Origin of the sequence: Variovorax restrictus, from assembly GCF_051216715.1 — a bacterium.
Taxonomy (GTDB): Bacteria; Pseudomonadota; Gammaproteobacteria; order Burkholderiales; family Burkholderiaceae_C; genus Variovorax.
Genome location: NZ_JBPJZH010000001.1, coordinates 1,188,809 through 1,207,910, shown reverse-complemented (window position 1 = coordinate 1,207,910; position 19,102 = coordinate 1,188,809). Strand labels below are relative to the sequence as shown.

The 19,102-nt window shown below is 68.0% G+C and carries 19 protein-coding genes; 10 read left to right on the top strand and 9 right to left on the bottom strand.

All coding sequences use genetic code 11. The annotated features are described in order from the left end of the window. Window positions 1-7: 7 nt before the first annotated feature. Both ACSFA0_RS05690 and ACSFA0_RS05685 read left to right on the top strand, forming a co-directional pair. Entirely contained in the window at window positions 8-1,156 is a 1,149-nt protein-coding gene (locus ACSFA0_RS05690) for a mandelate racemase/muconate lactonizing enzyme family protein (RefSeq protein ID WP_435449246.1), read from the top strand. A gap of 47 nt (window positions 1,157-1,203) precedes the next feature. After that, window positions 1,204-2,193 carry a Bug family tripartite tricarboxylate transporter substrate binding protein gene (locus ACSFA0_RS05685; protein ID WP_435449245.1) on the top strand — a complete coding sequence of 330 codons (990 nt, stop codon included), beginning with the start codon at window positions 1,204-1,206 and terminating at the stop codon, window positions 2,191-2,193. Window positions 2,194-2,196: 3 nt separating this feature from the next. Here the strand turns inward: ACSFA0_RS05685 and ACSFA0_RS05680 are convergent, their stop codons facing one another. From ACSFA0_RS05680 to ACSFA0_RS05665, 4 genes are all read right to left on the bottom strand, one after another. Further along, entirely contained in the window at window positions 2,197-2,898 is a 702-nt protein-coding gene (locus tag ACSFA0_RS05680) for a hypothetical protein (protein WP_435449244.1), read from the bottom strand. A gap of 48 nt (window positions 2,899-2,946) precedes the next feature. Further along, window positions 2,947-3,693, bottom strand: a complete 747-nt coding sequence (locus tag ACSFA0_RS05675) for a class I SAM-dependent methyltransferase (protein WP_435449243.1) — start codon at window positions 3,691-3,693, stop codon at window positions 2,947-2,949. A 157-nt stretch (window positions 3,694-3,850) separates the two neighbouring features. Further along, window positions 3,851-4,849 (bottom strand): response regulator, encoded by a 999-nt coding sequence (locus ACSFA0_RS05670; protein WP_435449242.1) that lies wholly within the window; start codon window positions 4,847-4,849, stop codon window positions 3,851-3,853. Window positions 4,850-4,907: 58 nt separating this feature from the next. Next, on the bottom strand, window positions 4,908-8,444 hold the full coding sequence (locus tag ACSFA0_RS05665) for a hybrid sensor histidine kinase/response regulator (RefSeq protein WP_435449241.1): 3,537 nt from the start codon (window positions 8,442-8,444) through the stop codon (window positions 4,908-4,910). A gap of 120 nt (window positions 8,445-8,564) precedes the next feature. Between ACSFA0_RS05665 and ACSFA0_RS05660 the strand changes: the two genes are divergently transcribed. The 4 genes from ACSFA0_RS05660 to ureC are packed head-to-tail and all read left to right on the top strand — an operon-like array spanning window position 8,565 to window position 11,560. After that, window positions 8,565-8,867 carry an urease subunit gamma gene (locus tag ACSFA0_RS05660; protein WP_262076437.1) on the top strand — a complete coding sequence of 101 codons (303 nt, stop codon included), beginning with the start codon at window positions 8,565-8,567 and terminating at the stop codon, window positions 8,865-8,867. A 35-nt stretch (window positions 8,868-8,902) separates the two neighbouring features. Beyond that, the gene (locus ACSFA0_RS05655) at window positions 8,903-9,526 is read left to right on the top strand and encodes a HupE/UreJ family protein (RefSeq protein WP_435449240.1); all 624 of its coding nucleotides are present in this window, start codon (window positions 8,903-8,905) and stop codon (window positions 9,524-9,526) included. Window positions 9,527-9,536: 10 nt separating this feature from the next. Beyond that, entirely contained in the window at window positions 9,537-9,842 is a 306-nt protein-coding gene (locus ACSFA0_RS05650) for an urease subunit beta (RefSeq protein WP_262076435.1), read from the top strand. Further along, a complete protein-coding gene (gene ureC / locus ACSFA0_RS05645) occupies window positions 9,842-11,560 on the top strand; it encodes an urease subunit alpha (protein ID WP_435449239.1) in 1,719 nt (572 codons plus the stop codon). The genes ACSFA0_RS05650 and ureC overlap by 1 nt, the downstream gene beginning before the upstream one ends. 4 nt (window positions 11,561-11,564) lie before the next feature. On the opposite strand, the gene ACSFA0_RS05640 is transcribed toward ureC, so the two are convergent. After that, entirely contained in the window at window positions 11,565-11,969 is a 405-nt protein-coding gene (locus tag ACSFA0_RS05640; protein ID WP_435449238.1) for a type II toxin-antitoxin system death-on-curing family toxin, read from the bottom strand. Next, window positions 11,966-12,193 (bottom strand): AbrB/MazE/SpoVT family DNA-binding domain-containing protein, encoded by a 228-nt coding sequence (locus ACSFA0_RS05635; protein ID WP_435449237.1) that lies wholly within the window; start codon window positions 12,191-12,193, stop codon window positions 11,966-11,968. Before ACSFA0_RS05635 ends, ACSFA0_RS05640 begins: the two co-directional genes overlap by 4 nt. Before the next feature lie 68 nt (window positions 12,194-12,261). Here ACSFA0_RS05635 and ureE point away from each other — a divergent pair, with 68 nt between their 5' ends. From ureE to ureG, 3 genes are read left to right on the top strand one after another with little or no spacing between them, the layout of a single operon-like run. Further along, window positions 12,262-12,834 (top strand): urease accessory protein UreE, encoded by a 573-nt coding sequence (gene ureE, locus ACSFA0_RS05630; protein ID WP_435449236.1) that lies wholly within the window; start codon window positions 12,262-12,264, stop codon window positions 12,832-12,834. Beyond that, window positions 12,834-13,529, top strand: coding sequence for an urease accessory protein UreF (locus tag ACSFA0_RS05625; RefSeq protein WP_435449235.1), 696 nt, complete (start codon window positions 12,834-12,836; stop codon window positions 13,527-13,529). The genes ureE and ACSFA0_RS05625 overlap by 1 nt, the downstream gene beginning before the upstream one ends. A gap of 22 nt (window positions 13,530-13,551) precedes the next feature. Continuing rightward, window positions 13,552-14,202 (top strand): urease accessory protein UreG, encoded by a 651-nt coding sequence (gene ureG / locus ACSFA0_RS05620; RefSeq protein WP_435449234.1) that lies wholly within the window; start codon window positions 13,552-13,554, stop codon window positions 14,200-14,202. A gap of 14 nt (window positions 14,203-14,216) precedes the next feature. On the opposite strand, the gene ACSFA0_RS05615 is transcribed toward ureG, so the two are convergent. Together ACSFA0_RS05615 and ACSFA0_RS05610 are read right to left on the bottom strand one after the other, a co-directional pair. Beyond that, a complete protein-coding gene (locus tag ACSFA0_RS05615; protein WP_435449233.1) occupies window positions 14,217-16,577 on the bottom strand; it encodes a cytochrome P450/oxidoreductase in 2,361 nt (786 codons plus the stop codon). A 13-nt stretch (window positions 16,578-16,590) separates the two neighbouring features. Further along, window positions 16,591-17,565, bottom strand: coding sequence for a Bug family tripartite tricarboxylate transporter substrate binding protein (locus ACSFA0_RS05610; protein ID WP_435449232.1), 975 nt, complete (start codon window positions 17,563-17,565; stop codon window positions 16,591-16,593). A gap of 113 nt (window positions 17,566-17,678) precedes the next feature. Here ACSFA0_RS05610 and ACSFA0_RS05605 point away from each other — a divergent pair, with 113 nt between their 5' ends. Further along, window positions 17,679-18,527 (top strand): IclR family transcriptional regulator, encoded by an 849-nt coding sequence (locus ACSFA0_RS05605; RefSeq protein ID WP_435450900.1) that lies wholly within the window; start codon window positions 17,679-17,681, stop codon window positions 18,525-18,527. Here the strand turns inward: ACSFA0_RS05605 and ACSFA0_RS05600 are convergent. Beyond that, window positions 18,524-19,066 carry an Rrf2 family transcriptional regulator gene (locus ACSFA0_RS05600; RefSeq protein ID WP_435449231.1) on the bottom strand — a complete coding sequence of 181 codons (543 nt, stop codon included), beginning with the start codon at window positions 19,064-19,066 and terminating at the stop codon, window positions 18,524-18,526. The two genes, ACSFA0_RS05605 and ACSFA0_RS05600, sit on opposite strands and share 4 nt — an antisense overlap. Between the last annotated feature and the right edge of the window lie 36 nt (window positions 19,067-19,102).

Here is a 19,102-nt window from a genome sequence, read left to right as displayed (position 1 = left end):
ACAACCCTTGAAGATCACCCGCATCACCGCCGTGCCGCTGTCCTACCGCCTGCCCGAAGGCAAGACCGTGACCATGGGCATCGGCAGCACGCTCAAGCGCGACTGCATCATCATCCGCGTCGAAACCTCCGAAGGCATCACCGGCTACGGTGAGGCACACCCCGGCCGCAGCCCCGGCGCCATCACGGCACTGGTGCACAACACGCTGCAGCCGCTGCTCGTCGGCATGAACGCGACCGACGTGGTGGGCGCATGGCAGCGTGTGCACCGCATGCAGCTGTCGAGCCACGGCCTGGGCGCCGGCACCTGCCTGGCGCTGTCGGGCATCGACATGGCGCTGTGGGACATCCGCGGCAAGGCCGCCAAGATGCCGCTGTACGAACTGCTGGGCGGCTCGCACCGGCGCATTCCGGCGTACGCCGGCGGCATCGCGCTGGGCTACCAGCCGGCCGAGTCGATGGCCGAAGAAGCGCAGTCGTATGTCGAGCAAGGCTACAAGGCCGTCAAGCTGCGCATCGGCGACACGGTGAAGAACGACATCGCCCGCGTGCGCAAGGTGCGCGAGGTGCTGGGCGACGACATCGACATCCTGACCGACGCCAACACCGCCTACACCATCGCCGACGTGCGCCGCGTGCTGCCGGCGCTGGCCGACATCCACGCCGGCTGGCTGGAAGAACCCTTTGCCTGCAACGACTTCGCGTCGTACCGCGAGGCCGCGAAGATCACGCCGCTGGTGCCGATCGCCGCCGGCGAGAACCACTTCACCCGCTTCGAGTTCGGCCAGATGCTGGACGCGGGCGCGGTGCAGGTGTGGCAGCCCGACCTGTCGAAGAGCGGCGGCATCACCGAAGGCGTGCGCATCGCGGCCATGGCCTCGGCCTTCCGCATTCCGGTGCACGCGCACAGTTCGGCCACGGGCCTGAACCACGCGGCCACGCTGCACTTCCTGGCAGCCACCGAAAACGCCGGCTACTTCGAGGCCTGCGTGTCGAAGTTCAACCCCTTCCGCGACATGTTCGGCAGCACCTTCGCCATCGGCGCCGACGGCTGTGTCGAACCGCCGAAGGGCCATGGCCTGGGCATCGAGGTGGACGAATCGATCTTCGACAAGTACCCGATGGTCGACGGCCCCGGCTATGTCGTGAAGTTCTGACGTCAGCGCCCCTGCCCCTCCCCCAAAAAACCAAACGGAGACAAGACATGCCTTTCACGAAACGAACCCTCATTCGCCTCGCAGCGCCGCTGTGCCTCGGGCTGGCCCTGTGCGGCGTCGCGGCCGCAGCCGACGACTACCCGAGCAAGCCGACGCGCATCATCGTGCCGTACCCGCCGGGCGGCTTCAACGACACGCTGGCGCGCACGGTGGGCGACCGGCTCGGCAAGGTCTGGAAGCAGTCGGTGGTGGTCGACAACCGCCCCGGTGGCAATACCGTGCTGGGCAACAACATCGCGGCCAAGGCGCCCGCCGACGGCTACACCATCCTGATCACGCCCCTGCCCTTCTCGGCGTTGCCGGCGCTCTACGGCAGCAAGCTGCCCTACAGCGCGCTGACCGACTTCCAGCCGCTGGTGTGGGCCGGCTACACGCAGAACGCGCTGGTGATCCGCCCCGACCTGCCGGGCGTGAGCAACCTGAAGGAACTCATCGACTATGCGAAGAAGAACCCGGGCAAGCTGAACTACGGCTCGACCGGCTCGGGCTCGTCCAACCACCTGTCGATGGAGCTCTTCATGAGCATGACCGGTACGAAGATGACGCACGTGCCCTACAAGGGCAGCGCGCCGGCCGTGATGGCGATGCTGGGCGGCGAGATCGATGTGCTGTTCGACAACGTGCCCAACCTGATGCAGCAGATCAAGGCGAGCAAGCTCAAGCCCATCGCTGTGACCGGCAGCAGCCGCGCCGGCCTGCTGCCCGACACCCCGACCGTGCAGGAAGCCGGCGTGCCTGGCTACGAGGTGGTGGTGTGGTTCGGCATGCAGATGCCGGCCGGCGTGCCCAAGGCGGTTGTCGACCGCGCCAACCAGGACATCGTCGCCATCCTGAAGGACCCCGAGGTGGTCAAGCAGTTCCGCGAGCAGGGCGTGGAAGTGGTGGCCAGCACGCCCGACGCCTTCGGCCAGCTGCTGCAGAAGGAAGTGCCGAAGTGGACCAAGGTGGTGAACGACGCGGGCATCAAGATCGAGTGAGTCTCAACGCCGCGAGAACTCGCGGTTCAGCCCGATCACGATGCCGCGCAGGCGGCCGTCGTCGGTGCGACCGCTGCGCGATGCGCTGAGCTCGATCGTCGTCAGCGGCGCGACGGCGATGCGCACGCCCAGGCGCGATGTCCACAGGTCGAAAGCGCGGTTGCGCTCGGCGATCAGCGTGATGTATTCGTTGAAGGTCCATGCCAGCGCGGCACCGCCGCGGGCCGTGGCCACGCCGGTGCCGGTGGCCCAGCCGGCCCCGGCGTTGACCAGCACGTCGAGGCGATCGCTGGCGCGCCAGCTCAGCGGCAGGAGCAATTGCCCGCCGGCCCGACCGCCGTGGCGCGCGTCGACGCTGGTCGCCAACGCTGCGGCAGCGCTCCATGTCGCCTCCGGCTCGCGGCCCCAGAAATTCCACTTGATCTGCGGGCCGACGAGCACGGCAGCCGCCGAGCCAGGCGCCGAGGCACGGTCGACGTTGAACCCCAGCTCCACCGGGCCGACGGCGCAGGCCCCGCCGACATGCTGAAAATTCAGGTCGGCAGGGCTGCGCAGCCGACCGGCCCACACCTCGACCAGACACTGGTCTGCATCGAGCGTGCCTGCATCGTCGACGTCGAAATGGCCGGCCGCCTGCGCTTGCGTGCAGGCCAGGAGGCAGGCGGCGAGGACGGGATGTCGCAGGTCCGAGAAGCAAAAGGTCATGGGCATGTATCGGCGGCAGAGCGCCGTACTGTAGGCCCGCAAGCGCGATCAGCCGCCCGACGCGACCCCGCCTGCTTGGCGTTTGCGAAAGTAGCCGTGGCTGTACTCGCCGGCCCACAGTAGCGACACTTTTTCCGGCTTGTCCGCGAAGAAGCGGCGCGCCGCGATCGCGACGCCGGGGTTGTGGTCGGGCCCCTCGCTGCGGCCGGCTTCGTGGTAGTCCATCAGCATGCAGACGGCACCGGGGGACATGCGGGGGTACACGTGCACCAGCAGGCGCTCGATCACTTCGGCATGGGCTTCGGGGTCGCCACCGAAACCGCAGTCAATGTGGACGAAGGCGAGCGTTTCGGGCAACTCGTCGGGCACCGTGTCTTCGAAATCACCGACATGAATCACTGGCGGCGATGCCTCGGCCGAGGCGAAATTTCGCTTGAGCTCGCTCTGGATGTCGCGCCCGGTCAGGTTGAACTCGAATTGGAAATGGTCATAGAGATGCAGGTGCCGCGTGGTGTCGGTCGCATCGATCACCTTCTGGAAGATGACGCCGCACTTGCCGTCGAACGACCCGAATTCGGCGAAGTCGCCGGGCACGCCGTAAGCGATGACCTGCGACGCGAAGTGCCACAGGTTGGCGCGTTGCGCCATGTTCGTCATGTCGCGTCCCGGGTCCATCGCACGCTCGATCCGCCACTTGGGGCCGAGACGCTGGGCCAGTTGTGCCACGTCCTCGGGCAGTTTTTCCGCGGACCCAGTTCCCCAATCGAAATACTTGGCGATGACGAGATTGTTCATGGCGCGCCTCGAGGCTTCTGCGATGTGCCGTGCACACCTGGCCAATATTTATACCCATTCGTGTGCAAATGTTCAGCGACCGATTTCACGGTTCGGCCCGGGGAAAACCCTCTTCCCAGACCCGGCCCGGCCACTGCCGCGACGCCTCTGGATCGCCCTATAGCTCGAACTGCGGCTGCAACTCGCGGATGCGCTTGGTCGCCACGCCGGCCGCGGCGGTGCGGGTCTCGACGCCAAGCTTCACGTAGACGCGTTCGAGGTGCTTCTTCACGGTGGCCGGGCTGCTGCCGAGGATCTCGCCGATGTCGCGGTTGGTCTTGCCCTTGACCACCCAGTACAGCACCTCGGCCTCCCGCGCGGTGAGCTTCAGGCTCAGGCTCATCGCCTCGATGACGGAGGTGTCGGACACCTCGCGCATGATGATCAGCCAGTCGTCGCCCGCGTCGTCGTGGCCGGTCTGCTGGTGCAGGCGCAGCGTGAGCGTTCGCGCGCCCTGCACGATCGACAGCGGCGGCGGCTCGGTCTGTGCGCGCTGCACGTCGGGCAGGTGGCGGTGCAGCCAGTCGAGCACGGCCGGCGGCGTGGCGGGCGCCACGGTGTCGCAGTAGCGCTGCAGCATCTCGCGCGCCAGCGCGGTCTGCCAGATGATGCGACCCTCGGGCAGGCGCACGGTGATGCTGGCGTAGCCGAAGGCGTCGAGCGCGTTGCGCGCCTGGCCGGCCTGCTGCGCCTCCTGCCGCGCGCGGCGGGCGCCCTGCAGGTGCACGTTCATGCGCGCGAGCACTTCCTTCGGCTTGATCGGCTTGGTGACGTAGTCGACGCCGCCGGCCTCCAGCGCGGCGACCAAGTGCTCGGTCTCGGTGAGGCCGGTCATGAAGACGATCGGGATGTGCGCGGTGGCGGCATCGGCCTTCAGGCGGCGCGCCACCTCGAAGCCGTCCATGCCCGGCATCATCGCGTCGAGCAGCACGATGTCGGGCCGGGCCTGCGCGGCGCGGGCCAGCGCGGCCTCGCCGCTGGTGGCGACCAGCACGGTGTAGCCGGATTCGTCGAGCGCGTCGTGGAGCACCGCCAGGTTGTCGGGCACATCGTCGACGATCAACACCAGGTCGGCGTTGCGGGCGAAATCGCGGGTCGGTGGTGTGGAAGCGTTCATTGGAAACCTCCGCGCTTCGCGCTGCGGTGCTGAACGCCTTCGGGCGGCCGGGCGGCGTTCATGCCGAGCAATCCATCGCCTCGAAGCGGAACTGGCGCGCCAGCGCGCGCTGGGCAGCGGTCCAGGCGGCGCATTCGGGTTGCGCAGCGTCGATGGCATCGAGCTGATTCATGATGCCGCGAAAGTAACCCAGTCCGACGGCTTCCTGCAGCGCGCGCAGATGCGTGAGCGACGGGCGCACAAGCGTAGCCGCCACAACGGGTGCCGCGGTCGGCGCAGCAGCGGTGTCGGTCCAGCGAATCGGCAATTGGCGCTCCAGCCAGTCGAGCAGTTCGCTGTGTCGCACGGGCTTGACGAAGAAGTCCTCCGGCGCGATGCCCACGTCGTTCTCCAGCCGCTTGTCGAAGGCGTTGGCCGAGACGATGGCGACGCAGCGCGGCGCCATCGACGCATCGAAGCCGCGCGCACGGCGGATGGTCTCCCAGCCGTCGATGCCCGGCATCGCGAGGTCGACGAACATTGCGTCGGGCCGGAAGCCAGCGGCGATGAGGTCCAGCGCATCGTGGCCGCTGGCTGCGGTGCGCAGCTCGAAGCCGATCGGCGCCAGCACGTCGACCAACAGCTCGCGGTCGGCCTCCTCGTTGTCGACCACCAGCACGCGCAGGCGCGGCCCCTGGTAGCCGCGGCGCGGGCGTGCCGCCACCGCAGGCGCCGCTGCGGCACGGCCGGCCAGCGCGGCCTCGTGCACCCGCGGCAGGAAAAGTCGCACGCGAAACACCGAGCCTTGACCAGGCGTGCTCCGCACCGACATCTCGCCGCCCATCAGGTCGGTCAGCATCTTGGCGATGGTCAGGCCCAGCCCGGCACCGGGCGCAGCGGCACGCGCGCTCACGCCCGCGGCCTCGCCCCGCGCGAAGGGCTCGAAGATGCGGTCGATCTCGTCGGCCGACATGCCGGGGCCGGTGTCGTCGATGTCGAGCGTCGCGAACTCGCGCGCATAGCGCAGCCGCAGCGTGACTTCGCCTGCACGGGTGAACTTGATGGCGTTGCCCAGCAGGTTGATCAGGATCTGCCGAACCCGCTTCTCGTCGGCGCGCACCACCTCGGGCACGTTGCCCGCCGCGTCAAAATGGAAGGCCAGTCCCTTCTCGGCCGCCTGCAGCTCGAACATGTCGGCCAGTTCGCGCATCGCCGCAGCGAAGGGCATCGGCCGCGCATGCAGCGTGAGCTTGCCGGCCTCGATGTGGGCGATGTCGAGCGTGCCTTCGATGAGCGACAGCAGGTGTTCGCCGCCGCGCTTGATCACGGCAACCGCCTGCTGGCGGTGCGGCGGCACGGTCGCGTCTTCGCCCATCAGCTGCGCGTAGCCGAGGATGGAATTGAGCGGCGTGCGCAGCTCGTGGCTGATGGCGCTGATGTAGCGGCTCTTGGCCTGGTTGGCATGGTCGGCCTGCTCGCGTGCGATGTCTGCGCTCTGCTTGGCGGCCTGCAGCGCACGGTCGGTTTCCTTGTGCAACTCGATCTCGCGCATGAGCAGCCGCGTCTGCCGGTTCGATTCTTCCTGCGCCACCTTGCGGCTCTGGTGCGCCAGCACCAGCCACCAGGCCACAATGCCCGCGATGAGGAGCAACGCCATGTAGCTTTTCAGGAAGCCGGACTTGAGCGACGCGTGCTGCGCCTTCATCACCGCAGTGGCGGCATCGCCGGCGGGCATCAGACCCAACGCGCTTTCGCCGAGCGCGCGGAGCTCCTGCTGGTAGAGCACGCCGAAGACCGTAGCCAGCAGCGGCACGATGACCAGCGTGAGCAGCAGGAAGTGGCCGAGCCCGGTGTCGAGGTACGGCCACACGCGCCGCGGCAGCAGCCAGCGCAGCGCCCCCGACCACTGCACCGACAGGCTCGCCTGCGGCTTGCAGAGGTCGCCGCAGCGCGCGTCGAGCGTGCAGCACAGCGAGCAGATCGCGCCCTGGTAGGCGGGGCAATGCGCCATGTCGGGGCCTTCGTACTCGCGCTCGCAGATCACGCAGCGCTGCACGCGCAGGCGCTGGTACGGGCCGGCGTCGGGCTCGAACTGGATCCAGTGGATGCCTTTCGCGCCGGCGTCTGCCGTGCGCTGCACCGGGCCGCGCGCCAGGTAGTACTTGCCGCGCGTGGCCCAGGCGATGATCGGCGCGGCCACCAGCGCGGTGCCCATGGCGATGAGCGCAGAGAAGGCCTGCGGCAGCGGCCCGAAGACCCCGAGGTGTGCCGTGATCGACAGCACCGAGGCCAGCGCCATCGCGCCCACGCCGACCGGGTTGATGTCCCACAAGTGCGCGCGCTTGAACTCGATGCCCGGCGGCGACAGGCCCAGCGGCTTGTTGATGACCAGGTCGGCCACCACCGCCATCATCCAGGCGATGGCGATGTTGGCGTAGAGGCCCAGCACGTCGCCCAGCGCCTCGAACACGTTCATTTCCATCAGCATGAAGGCGATGAGCGCGTTGAACACCACCCACACCACGCGGCCCGGGTGGCTGTGCGTGACGCGCGAGAAGAAGTTGCTCCAGGCCAGCGAGCCGGCGTAGGCATTGGTCACGTTGATCTTCAGCTGCGAGATCACGACGAAGATCGCCGTGGCCGCGACCGCCCAGCCGTAGTCCGGGAAGACGTACTCGAAAGCCGCCAGGTACATCTGGTTCGGATCGACCGCGCGTTCGGGCGGCACCATGTGGCCGATGGCGAGGTAGGCCAGCATCATCCCGCCCACCATCTTGAGCACACCCATCACGACCCAGCCCGGGCCGCCCATCAGCACCCCACCCCACCAGCGCCTGCGGTTGGCCGGTGTCTGCACGGGCATGAAGCGCAGGTAGTCGGCCTGCTCGCCGAGCTGGGTGATGAGGGCGATGCCGACCGTCAAGGCGGCACCAAACAAGTGCAGATCGAAGCCGATGGCGCGCCCTGCGGCGCCAGCGTAGTGCGTCAGCCCCGAAAACGCCCCAGGATCGCGCACCAGCACATAGATGAAGGGCACGACCAGCATGAGCAGCCACACGGGCTGGGTCCACATCTGAAGCCGACTGATGGCCGAGACGCCATGGGTCACCAGCGGAATCACCACGAGCGCACAGACCAGGTAGCCCCAGGCGGGGGGTATACCCAGTGCGAGTTCGAGCGCATAGGCCATCACGGCCGCCTCGAGCGCGAAGAAGATGAAGGTGAAGGACGCGTAGATGAGCGAGGTGAGCGTCGAGCCGATGTAGCCGAAGCCGGCGCCGCGGGTGAGCAGGTCCATGTCGACGCCATAGCGCGCGGCGTAGGTGCTGATGGGCAGACCGGCCAGGAAGATGATCAAGCCGGTGACCAGCACCGCCCAGAAGGCGTTGACGAAGCCGTACTGCACCAGCAGCGTGGCGCCCACCGCCTCGAGGATCAGAAAGGACGCGGCGCCGCCGAAGGCTGTGTTGGCCACCCGCCATTCCGACATGGTGCGAAAGCGCTGCGGCGTGTAGCGCAGCGCGTAGTCTTCCAGCGTCTCGCGCGCCACCCAGCTGTTGTAGTCGCGCCGGACCTTGACGATGCGTTGCGGCGCGTCGTCGGAAGGGGGAGGCATCGCGGTGTCGTTCACACCGTTTCGGTGCAGGTTCTGTGCCACGGCACGAGTGTTGCATCGGCGGGACGGCTGCCCATAATCGGGCCCTCTCTTGCCATCACGCCCGCACCCCGACCGCCCATGGAACTCACACCTCGCGAAAAAGACAAGCTGTTGATCTTCACGGCGGCGCTGCTGGCCGAGCGCCGCCAGGCCCGTGGGCTGAAGCTCAACTACCCCGAAGCCGTGGCGTTGATTTCCGCCGCCGTGATGGAAGGCGCCCGCGACGGCAAGAGCGTGGCCGCGTTGATGAGCGACGGCCGCAGCGTGCTCACGCGCGCCGACGTGATGGACGGCGTGCCCGAGATGATCCCGGACATCCAGGTCGAGGCCACCTTCCCCGACGGCACCAAGCTGGTCACGGTGCACCAGCCGATCGTCTGATCCCTTTTTTCTCTTTCCCCCGAGCGGAGATTCTCATGCGCCTGACGCGTTCCTCTTTCGCAGCCCTGCTGCCCTCCCTGGCTGCGGCCACCCTCGGCGCCTTGCCGCTGCTGGCCTCGGCCCACGTCGGCGCGGATGGCGCGGCGCACCACGACATCGGCTTTGTGCAGGGCTTCCTGCACCCCTTCACCGGCATGGACCACCTGGCTGCGATGGTCGCGGTCGGCCTGTGGAGCGCATTGATCGCGCGCGGCGCCCGTGACGTGCTGTGGGCACCCGTCGGCTTCGCGGCGATGCTGCTGGTCGGCGCGCTCGTCGGCCTGGCGGGCGTGCAGGTGCCGGCGGTCGAACCGATGATCGCCGCATCGCTGCTGGTGATCGGCCTGCTGGTCGTCACGCGGCTGCGCCTGCCCGGCCCGGTCGCCGCAGCGGTGGTCGGCGCCTTCGCCGTGTTCCATGGCGTGGCGCATGGCTACGAATTGGCGGGCGATCACGGGGCCGGTTTGGCGATCGGCGGCATGGTGCTCGCCACCGCGCTGCTGCACGCTGCAGGCATCGCAGTCGGCTGGGCGCTGCGCCAGCGCAGCGCTTGGCTGCCGCGTGTGGCCGGTGCGGCCGTCGCGCTGTTCGGCGCGGCCCTGCTCATGCCACTGGCCTGAGGCTCATCGCATGATCCCCGGCGAACTCTTCACCGACGAGGGCGAGCACACCCTCAACCCCGGCCGCCGCACGCTCACGATGGTCGTGCAGAACACGGCCGACCGTCCGATCCAGGTCGGCTCGCACTACCACTTCGCCGAAACCAACGGTGCGCTGGGCTTCGACCGCGAAGCCGCACGCGGCATGCGGCTGAACATCGCGTCGGGCACGGCGGTGCGCTTCGAGCCGGGCCAGCAACGCACGGTCGAACTGTGCGACTTCGCCGGCGACCGCGTGGTCTACGGCTTTCGCGGCCTGGTGCAAGGAAAACTCTGATGGCAACGATTGGACGCCGCGCCTACGCGGAAATCTTCGGCCCCACCGTGGGCGACCGCGTGCGGCTGGCCGACACCGACCTCGTGATCGAGGTCGAGGCCGACTACACGTTGCGCGCCGGCGGCTACGGCGAAGAGGTGAAGTTCGGCGGCGGCAAGACGATCCGCGACGGCATGGCGCAGTCGCAGCGGATGCGCAGCGAAGGCGCCGTCGACACGGTGATGACCAATGCGCTGATCCTCGACCACTGGGGCATCGTGAAGGCCGACATCGGCCTGAAGGACGGACGCATCGTCGCGATCGGCAAGGCCGGCAACCCCGACGTGCAGCCGGGCGTCGACATCGTCATCGGCCCGGGCACCGAGGTGATCAGCTGCGAAGGCAACATCGTCACGGCCGGTGGCATCGACAGCCACATCCACTTCATCGCGCCGCAGCAGATCGAAGAGGCGCTGACCTCCGGCGTGACCACGATGCTCGGCGGCGGCACCGGCCCGGCCACCGGCACCTTCGCCACCACCTGCACGCCCGGCCCCTGGCACATCGAGCGCATGCTGCAGGCGGCCGACGCCTTCCCGATGAACCTGGGCTTTCTCGGCAAGGGCAACGCCAGCCTGCCGGCCGCGCTGCACGAGCAGATCGACGCCGGCGTGATCGGCCTCAAGCTGCACGAAGACTGGGGCACCACGCCCGCCGCCATCAGCAACTGCCTGGACGTGGCAGACGCCACCGACACGCAGGTGGCGATCCACTCCGACACGCTCAACGAATCGGGCTTCGTCGAGAACACCATCGCGGCCGTCAAGGGCCGCGGCATCTGCGCCTTCCACACCGAAGGCGCTGGTGGCGGCCATGCACCGGACATCCTGCGCGTGGTGGGCGAGGACAACTTTCTGCCCTCGTCGACCAACCCGACGATGCCCTACACCGTGAACACGCTGGACGAGCACGTCGACATGCTCATGGTGTGCCATCACCTGGACGCCGGCATCGCGGAAGACCTGGCCTTTGCCGAGTCGCGCATTCGCAAGGAGACCATCGCGGCGGAAGACATCCTGCACGACCTGGGCGCCATCAGCATGTTCAGCTCCGACTCACAGGCCATGGGCCGCGTCGGCGAAGTGATCATCCGCACGTGGCAGACGGCGCACAAGATGAAGGGCCAGCGTGGCAAGCTGCCGGAAGACAACGCGCGCAACGACAACTTCCGCGCCAAGCGCTATGTGTCGAAGTACACGATCAACCCGGCCATCGCGCACGGTATCGCGCACGAAGTGGGCAGCATCGAGGTCGGCAAGTGGGCCGACCTGGTGGTGTGGAAGCCGGCCTTCTTCGGCGTGAAGCCCTTCACCATCATCAAGGGCGGCACCATCGCGATGGCGGCCATGGGCGACCCGAATGCGTCGATCCCCACGCCGCAGCCGGTGCACTACCGGCCCATGTTCGGTTCATACGGCGGCTCGCTGCATCGCAGCTCGCTCACCTTCGTCTCGCAGGCCGGCCTCAACGCCGGCATTGGCGAACGCTACGGCCTGCACAAGACGCTGTCGGCGGTGAAGAACATCCGCGGCGTGCGCAAGCAGCACATGGTGCACAACGGCTACACGCCGAAGATGGAAATCGACGCGCAGACCTACGCGGTGCGCGCGGACGGGCATCTACTGGTGTGCGAGCCGGCGACCTCACTGCCGATGACGCAGCGGTATTTCCTGTTTTGAAAGCTCAGATGTCGCGAGGCGCGAGGTGATCGCGAATCCATTGAGCAAACGCAAGTTCGTCGACGTCACCAGCGGCAAGGCCCAGCATTTTCAAGACGCAGCTTTCGTCGTCCGCTGTCAACTCGAATCCGTTGAAATCGAGAAAGACCTCCATCGCGACGAAGGCGGTCCGCTTGTTGCCATCGACGAAGGGATGGTTGCGCGCGATGCCGAAGGCATAGCTCGCCGTGAGCGCAGCCGCGTCCGGCGATTCGTACAGTGCGCGATGCTGCGGACGTCCCAGCGCCGAGGCGAGCAAGCTTGCGTCACGCACGCCACCCGGCCCTCCGTGCTCGGCAAGTTGCTCTTCATGCACCAGCAGCAGAAGCTTGTCGCTCAGCCAAACCCACGGCTGGTTGGCAGCTGTCACTTGGCCAGCTCGCGCAGTACGTTGCGTCGCTTCTTCATGATGCGCCGCGCAGCCTCGATCTGATGCTCGAACGCTTCATCGTAAGGGGTCAGGTTGATGCCACCATTGGCAGCCTTGGTCGCGTAAACCGTGTCGCCCTTGCCCACATTCATGCTTGCGAGCAACTCCTTCGGCAAGATGACACCCACCGAATTGCCAATCTGACTGAGCTTGATCGCGGACATGATGACTCCATGCGCTAAGTTATAACAATCGTTATATTATCTATCGTCACCAAGAACTGCAAGCCGTCATGCTCAACGCCAACAAACTCATGCCCCAGGGCGGCGGTCTCGCCGCCGTGCTGCTCAAGCGCGCCGCCACGGTGGAACTCGACTGGGACGTGCGCCAGAAGAGCCGCTTCGACACCGTCGATTCGCAGGGCCGCCGCATCGGCGTGTTCCTGCCGCGCGGCACGGCCGTGCGCGGTGGCGATGTGCTGGTGGCGGAAGACGGCTCGCTCATCAAGGTGATCGCGGCGCCGCAGGCGGTGCTGGTCATCACGCATTGCACGCAGCACGGCACGCCCTTCGACCTGACGCGGGCCGCCTACCACCTGGGCAACCGGCATGTGCCGATCGAGCTCAAGCCCGACCACCTGAAGATCGAGCCGGACCACGTGCTGGCCGCCATGCTGCGGTCGATGCACCTGATCGTGCGCGAAGCCGACGAGGCCTTCGAGCCGGAAGGCGGCGCCTATGGCGCGCACGGCGGCGGGCATGGACACGACCATAGCCACTCGCATGGCGCCGCACCGGTCGGGCCGGTGCTGCACCCGGACGCCTATGCCGGTGCGCACGACCACGCACACGATCACTCGCATTGATGACCGACACCGCAGGCGCAATGCCTGCCGCCGCCCTCCTGCAGCTGATCTGGCTGGCCTCGCCGGCCCTGCCGATCGGTGGCTTCTCGTACTCCGAAGGCTTCGAGGCCGGCGTCGAGTGGGGGGGCATCGACAACGAAGCGAGGGCCTCCGACTGGATCGTCGACCAGCTGCACCTCGGCCTCGCGCGCGGCGATCTGCCGGTGGTGGCGCAAGCGATCACCGCCTGGCGCAGCGCCGACGCCGCGCGCATCGCGGCGCTCAACGCCTGGGTGCTGCAGACGCGCGAATCGACCGAATTCCTGTTGCAGACCGAGCAGATGGGCCGCTCCTTCGTCGAGTGGCTGAAGCTGCACCATGCCGACGTCGCCGCGCAGTTCGAGGGACTGGCCGTCACCATCACCTACCCGGTGGCCTTCGCCTTCGCGGCCAGCCGCACGCAGGCCAGCGTGCGCGACGGTTGCCTGGCCTTCGCCTTCGGCTGGGCCGAGAACATGATCGGCGCCGCCGTGAAATCGGTGCCGCTCGGCCAGAGCGCCGGCCAGCGCATGCTGGGCCGCCTGTCGGCCGAAATCCCCGCCGCCGTCGACCGCGCCATCGCCCTCGACGACGACGACCGCCAGGCCTTCTCCCCGATGCTCGCCATCCATTCGGCGCGGCACGAGACGCAGTACTCCCGCCTTTTCAGAAGCTGACTTTTTTCAAACGAGACGCACCATGGCCTCCGCCCTGCACCACATCGCCAATCGCACCAAGAAACTGCCGCCCTTGCGCGTGGGCATCGGCGGGCCGGTCGGCTCCGGCAAGACCACGCTGCTCGAGATGCTGTGCAAGGCGATGCGCGACAAGTACGACCTGGTCGCCATCACCAACGACATCTACACCAAGGAAGACCAGCGCCTGCTGACCGTCTCGGGCGCGTTGCCGGCCGAGCGCATCATGGGGGTGGAAACGGGCGGCTGCCCGCACACCGCCATCCGCGAAGACTGCTCGATCAACCTCGAAGCGATCGACCGCATGCTGGTCGAATACCCCGACGCCGACATCGTGTTCGTGGAAAGCGGTGGCGACAACCTGGCCGCGACCTTCAGCCCCGAACTGAGCGACCTGACGATCTACGTCATCGACGTGGCGGCCGGCGAGAAGATCCCGCGCAAGGGCGGGCCTGGCATCACCAAGAGCGACCTCTTCGTCATCAACAAGACCGATCTCGCGCCTTACGTGGGCGCCAACCTGGATGTGATGGAGGCCGACACGCAGCGCATGCGCAAGCAGCGCCCGTACGTCATGACCAACCTGAAGACCCACACCGGCCTGGCCGAGGTCGTGGCCTTCATCGAAGAGCGCGGGATGCTCAAGGAAGACTGAGGTCTGCAGGCCGCCTACAGCTCGAGCACGATCCGCTGACCGCAGGCGCGCGAGCAGCAGGTCATCATCTTCTGGTTCGCATCACGCTCGGCGCGCGTGAGCACCACGTCGCGGTGGTCGACCTCGCCGGCCAGCACCCGCACCTCGCAGGAGCCGCACAGGCCCTCCTCGCAATCGCTCTGCACGTCGATGTTGGCGGCGCGCAGGGCGCTCAGCACCGTCTGGTCGGCCGGCACCGTGATGACGATGCCGGAGTCCTTCAACTCGACCTCGAAGGCGTGTTCCTTCGATGGGTCGAGCGCGCCGAGGGTGGATTCGAAATGCTCAACGCGCAACGCATCCTCGGGCCACTTCGCGCAGGCCGCTTCCAGCGCCTGCAGCATGCGCACCGGGCCGCACGCGTAGATCTGCGTGCCGGCCTGCGGCGTGGCCAGCAGCGCGGCCAGATCGTTGCGGCCGCCCTCTTCGCCGATGTGCAGGTGCAGCCGGTCGCCATGCAGCGCGCCCAGTTCGTCGATGAAGGGCATCGCCGAGCGCCGGCGGCCGCTGTAGTGCAGTTGGTAGTCCATGCCCAGCGCCTGCGCACGCCGCGCCATTGCACTGACGGGCGTGATGCCGATCCCGCCGGCGATGAAGATCACCTCGCGGCGCGCCTCGTCGAGCCGGAAATGGTTGCGCGGGCCGCGGATCTTGAGCCGGTCGCCGACACGCACGTTGGCGTGGATCCACGCCGAGCCGCCGCGGCCATCAGGCTCGCGCAGCACCGCGACCTCGAAGGCGTTGGCGTCGACGGGGTCGCCGCACAGCGAGTATTGGCGCGACAGGTCAGGCGAGCCGCATTCGATGTCGATGTGCGAGCCCGGCGCCCACCGCGGCAGCGCGCGGCCATCGGGCGCAACGAGGCGCAGCTTCACGATGCCATCGGCCACCGGCGTCACGCTTTCCACTACCACCGGCCGCGTGATCGCGCCCTTCGACGGCTCGCCGATGCGCACGGGCATGGGCGCCTCCGGCCGACGCAATGCAGGCTGCGTCCGCTCGGGGTTGTGCTGCGGGTCCCATTCGACCCACAGATGCTCCGGCCCGCGGAAGGAGGTGTTCGGCACGTAGCTGAACTGCTGCTCGGCCAGCCGCATGTGCGGCAGGCGGCGCGTGAACTCCTCCAGGAAGATCTGCATCTCCATGCGCGCCAGGTTCTTGCCCATGCACTGGTGCGCGCCGTAGCCGAAGGTCAGGTGGTCGCTGGCGTTGTCGCGGCGGATATCGAACAGGTCGGCGTCCGCGAAATGGCGGTCGTCGTGGTTGGCCGACGAGGTGACGATCAGCAGCTTCGAGCCCGCCGGGATGTCGATGCCGTCGATCTGCACGTCCTTCGTCGCCAGGCGCCTCCAGGCCGCGACCGAGCCGTTGTGGCGCAGGCACTCTTCCACCGCGTTCGGAATCAGGCTCGGGTCGTCGCAGATCTCGCGCCACACGCTGGGGTGCTGCAGCAGCAGCTTCATCGCATTCGCCGTGGCGTTCGCGGTGGTCTCGTGCGCCGCGACGATGCCGGCCATCATCATCGAGTGCAGGTACGAGTCGGTCACCACGTCGGGCTGCTCGCGCTGCTTGCGGATGCCGTACTGCATCCAGCCGGCGGCTTCGGGGTCCTGCCGCATCTTGTCGAGCACCTTGCCGGCGAACTGCCAGAAGTTGCCGACGGCGTGGGCCACGGCGACCTGCTCTTCGGGCTTGGGCCGGCCCCAGGTGTTGACGGTGTGCGCGATCGAATACTCGCGCAGCGTGTCCATGTCTTCCTCGGGCACGCCGAGGAAATGCAGTGCCACGGTGAGCGGCACCTCCCACAGCATCTGGTCGACCAGGTCGGCCCGGCCGTCGTCGATGAAGCGATCGACGTACTCGCGCGCCAGCGCCCGCACCATCGGCTCGTGGTGCTTCAACTCGTCGGGCGTGAACGGGTCCATCAACGCACGGCGGCGCGGCATGTGGGCCGGCTCGTCTTCATTCACCAGCGTGCGGTTGAGCGCGAAGCCGTACGACGCGAGCACCGCGTTGGCTTCGGCGCCGGTCGGCGTGATCTTCTCCAGCGCGATCGACGGGCTGAAGGTGTGGTGGTCGCGGAAGATCGCCTTGATGCTCTCGTAGCGCGTGACGACCCAGTAGCCGAGCTTCGGGCTGTAGAAGGTCGGCTCCTGCTCGCGCGCCCAGCGCACGTAGTCGGGCGGGTCCTGCTGGTAGCCTTCCTCGAAGGGGTCGAAGGCGGCGGCGCGATGGCTGACGGGGCAACCGTTGGGCGCTGCCTGCGCGGACAGCGCGCGGTGGTCCACGGGGCAGCCCGTGGCCGCCGGCGCGCGAGGGTCAGTCACCGTCGTCATGCCGTTCGCTCCGTCAATCCAGGGTGATCTTGAGATCGGTGATCAGCTTGTGCCAGCGCGTGGTCTCGGTGCGCAGCAGTTCGGCGAACTGGGCCGGCGTGTTGCCCACCGGCTCCACGCCGAAGTCGATCAGCCGCTTGCGCACGCCCGGCTCGTTGATGGCCGCCACCACCGACTTGTTCAGCGCGTTGATCACGTCGGGCGGAGTGGCGGCGGGCACGACCATGCCGACCAGCGCGGCGGCCTCGACGTTCTTGATGCCGAGTTCGGCGAAGGTCGGCACGTCGGGCAGCTGCGGCAGACGGGTGGCGTTGGCCACGGCCAGCGCCTTGACCTTGCCGCCCTTGATGAAGCCGGCGCCGGCCGCCATGTCCACCATCATCGCCGGCACCTGGCCACCCACCACATCGGCCAGCGCCGGCGCGGCGCCGCGGTAGGGCACGTGGACCATGAAGACCTTCGACTGGACCTTGAGCAGTTCCATCGCCAGGTGGTGCGGGCTGCCCGCGCCAGCCGATGCGTAGTTCATGCTGCCCGGCTTGGCGCGCGCCTGCGCGATGAAGTCCTGCGCAGTGGCGATGCCGCTGTTGGCGCCGACCACCAGGATCATCGGGAAGCGGCCCATCAGCGTGACCGGCGCCAGGTCCTTCGTCGGGCTGTAGCTCAGCGACTTGTACAGCGCGGGGTTGAACACCATCGTGCCGTTGTCGGCCGACAGCACGGTGTAGCCGTCGGCCGCTGAACGCGCCGTTTCGGCTGCGGCCAGCGCCGTGTTGCCGCCCGGCTTGTTGTCCACCAGCACCGGCTGGCCGACCTGTGTCGACAGTGTCTGGCCGATGGTGCGGGCGAGGAAGTCGGAACCGCCGCCGGCCGCGTACGGCACGATCCAGCGGATCGGCTTGACGGGAAACGCGGCAGGCTGGGCGGCGGCGTTCGTCGCAGCCCACATCGGCAGGGCGAACAAGGCGCAGGCGAGGTATTTCTTCATCGTGTCTCTTTCGATCGGGGGTATCGGTGTGGGGGGAAGAACTCTTGCGTAATCGTAATACGCAGTGCGTAATTCACCACCCCGTGCCAACCCTGATGCCCTCGCTCCATCCGATGTCGACGTCCAAGAAAGCCAACGTTCTTCCCCCCGAGTCCGTGCCGCCACGCGACAGAGATCGGCGTCAGCGCGTGCAGTCCGCCGAAGTGGGCATGGCGGTGCTCAAGGGCCTGGCCCGGCTGGGCGGGCGGGCCAGCCTCACGGCGCTGTCGGCCCACGTGGGCGAAAGCCCGGCCAAGGTCCACCGCTATCTCGTGAGCCTGGTGGAAGCGGCGTTGGTGGTGCAGGACAGCGGCTCGCAGCACTACCACCTCGGAGCCGAGGCGATCCAGATCGGTCTGGCGGCGATGCGGCAGGCCGACCCGATCCGCGTGGCAGAGCCCGCGCTGATCCGCCTGCGTGAATCGTTGGAGGTGACCTGTTTCGTGGCGGTGATGGGCAACAAGGGCCCGACCATCGTGCGCTTCGAGGAGCCCGGCCTGCCGGTGACGGTCAATGTGCGGGTCGGCTCGGTGCTGTCGATGCTGTGGTCGGCCACGGGCCGGGCGTTCCTGGGCTTCCTGGACGAGTCGCGCGTGCGCGCGATGGCGAAGGAGGAACTGATGGCCGCACCCGTCGAGCTGCGCCGCCAACTCGATCCGGACGATCCGTTGGGGGTGCTGCGGCGAGATATCGTGGCCGCCCAGTGCGCGCCGGTGCACGACACCTATTTGCGCGGCATCAGTGCGGTGGCCGCGCCGGTCTACGACTATGCGGGCCGTGTCTGCGCCGTGCTCACCGCGCTGGGGGCCAGCGGCGGCTTCGACCCATCGGCCGAGGGGCCGATTGCCGCAGCGGTGCGGCGCGAAGCCGCAGCGGCCAGTGCCCTGCTCGGGCACGGCTGCGCGGCGTCGAAAGGTACTTAGCCGGCGATCCCGAAGCGCGCCAGCTCGAACACCGAGTTGGGCGCGTTGGGGCGCGAGGGCTTGACGGCCGCGCGCAGCGGCTCGGGCCGCTTGGTCACGGGCTCTTCCTGCGAATGCAGCTGCACGCCCAGCGCGATCTGGTCGTCGACCAGCTTCTGCAGGTGGACCGAATCGAGGAACTCGACCACCTTGCGGCTGAGCGAATCCCACAGCTCGGGCGTGGCGCAACGCTGAGCGTCGTCCGCCGCCTTGGCGCGGCTCTTCGCACCGGCTTCCTCGGCCGGGCCATCGACCGCGAACAGGATGTCGGCGACGGTGATCGAGGCCGCGTCGCGGCCCAGTCCGTAGCCCCCGCCCGGACCGCGGGTCGAGGCGACCAGGCCATGGCGGCGCAGGTCGGCGAACATCTGCTCGAGGTACGACAGCGAGATGCGCTGACGACGGCTCAGGACAGCCAGGGAGATCGGCCCCGTCTTGCGATGCAGGGCGACGTCGATCATGGCAACGACCGCGAGGCGGCCCTTGGTACTCAGGCGCATGGTGTTGTTCCTTTCTGGCGCGGGGTCGATGAATGG

Excerpts from the sequence above, each read along its gene's own strand:
- ACSFA0_RS05670 (WP_435449242.1), bottom strand. The coding sequence starts at position 4,849 with ATGAACGCTTCCACACCACCGACCCGCGATTTCGCCCGCAACGCCGAC.
- ACSFA0_RS05660 (WP_262076437.1), top strand. The coding sequence starts at position 8,565 with ATGGAACTCACACCTCGCGAAAAAGACAAGCTGTTGATCTTCACGGCG.
- ureG (WP_435449234.1), top strand. The coding sequence starts at position 13,552 with ATGGCCTCCGCCCTGCACCACATCGCCAATCGCACCAAGAAACTGCCG.
- ACSFA0_RS05650 (WP_262076435.1), top strand. The coding sequence starts at position 9,537 with ATGATCCCCGGCGAACTCTTCACCGACGAGGGCGAGCACACCCTCAAC.
- ACSFA0_RS05625 (WP_435449235.1), top strand. The coding sequence starts at position 12,834 with ATGACCGACACCGCAGGCGCAATGCCTGCCGCCGCCCTCCTGCAGCTG.
- ACSFA0_RS05655 (WP_435449240.1), top strand. The coding sequence starts at position 8,903 with ATGCGCCTGACGCGTTCCTCTTTCGCAGCCCTGCTGCCCTCCCTGGCT.
- ACSFA0_RS05665 (WP_435449241.1), bottom strand. The coding sequence starts at position 8,444 with ATGCCTCCCCCTTCCGACGACGCGCCGCAACGCATCGTCAAGGTCCGG.
- ACSFA0_RS05675 (WP_435449243.1), bottom strand. The coding sequence starts at position 3,693 with ATGAACAATCTCGTCATCGCCAAGTATTTCGATTGGGGAACTGGGTCC.
- ACSFA0_RS05605 (WP_435450900.1), top strand. The coding sequence starts at position 17,679 with ATGTCGACGTCCAAGAAAGCCAACGTTCTTCCCCCCGAGTCCGTGCCG.
- ACSFA0_RS05680 (WP_435449244.1), bottom strand. The coding sequence starts at position 2,898 with ATGACCTTTTGCTTCTCGGACCTGCGACATCCCGTCCTCGCCGCCTGC.
- ACSFA0_RS05635 (WP_435449237.1), bottom strand. The coding sequence starts at position 12,193 with ATGTCCGCGATCAAGCTCAGTCAGATTGGCAATTCGGTGGGTGTCATC.
- ureE (WP_435449236.1), top strand. The coding sequence starts at position 12,262 with ATGCTCAACGCCAACAAACTCATGCCCCAGGGCGGCGGTCTCGCCGCC.
- ACSFA0_RS05685 (WP_435449245.1), top strand. The coding sequence starts at position 1,204 with ATGCCTTTCACGAAACGAACCCTCATTCGCCTCGCAGCGCCGCTGTGC.
- ACSFA0_RS05610 (WP_435449232.1), bottom strand. The coding sequence starts at position 17,565 with ATGAAGAAATACCTCGCCTGCGCCTTGTTCGCCCTGCCGATGTGGGCT.
- ACSFA0_RS05615 (WP_435449233.1), bottom strand. The coding sequence starts at position 16,577 with ATGACGACGGTGACTGACCCTCGCGCGCCGGCGGCCACGGGCTGCCCC.
- ACSFA0_RS05600 (WP_435449231.1), bottom strand. The coding sequence starts at position 19,066 with ATGCGCCTGAGTACCAAGGGCCGCCTCGCGGTCGTTGCCATGATCGAC.
- ureC (WP_435449239.1), top strand. The coding sequence starts at position 9,842 with ATGGCAACGATTGGACGCCGCGCCTACGCGGAAATCTTCGGCCCCACC.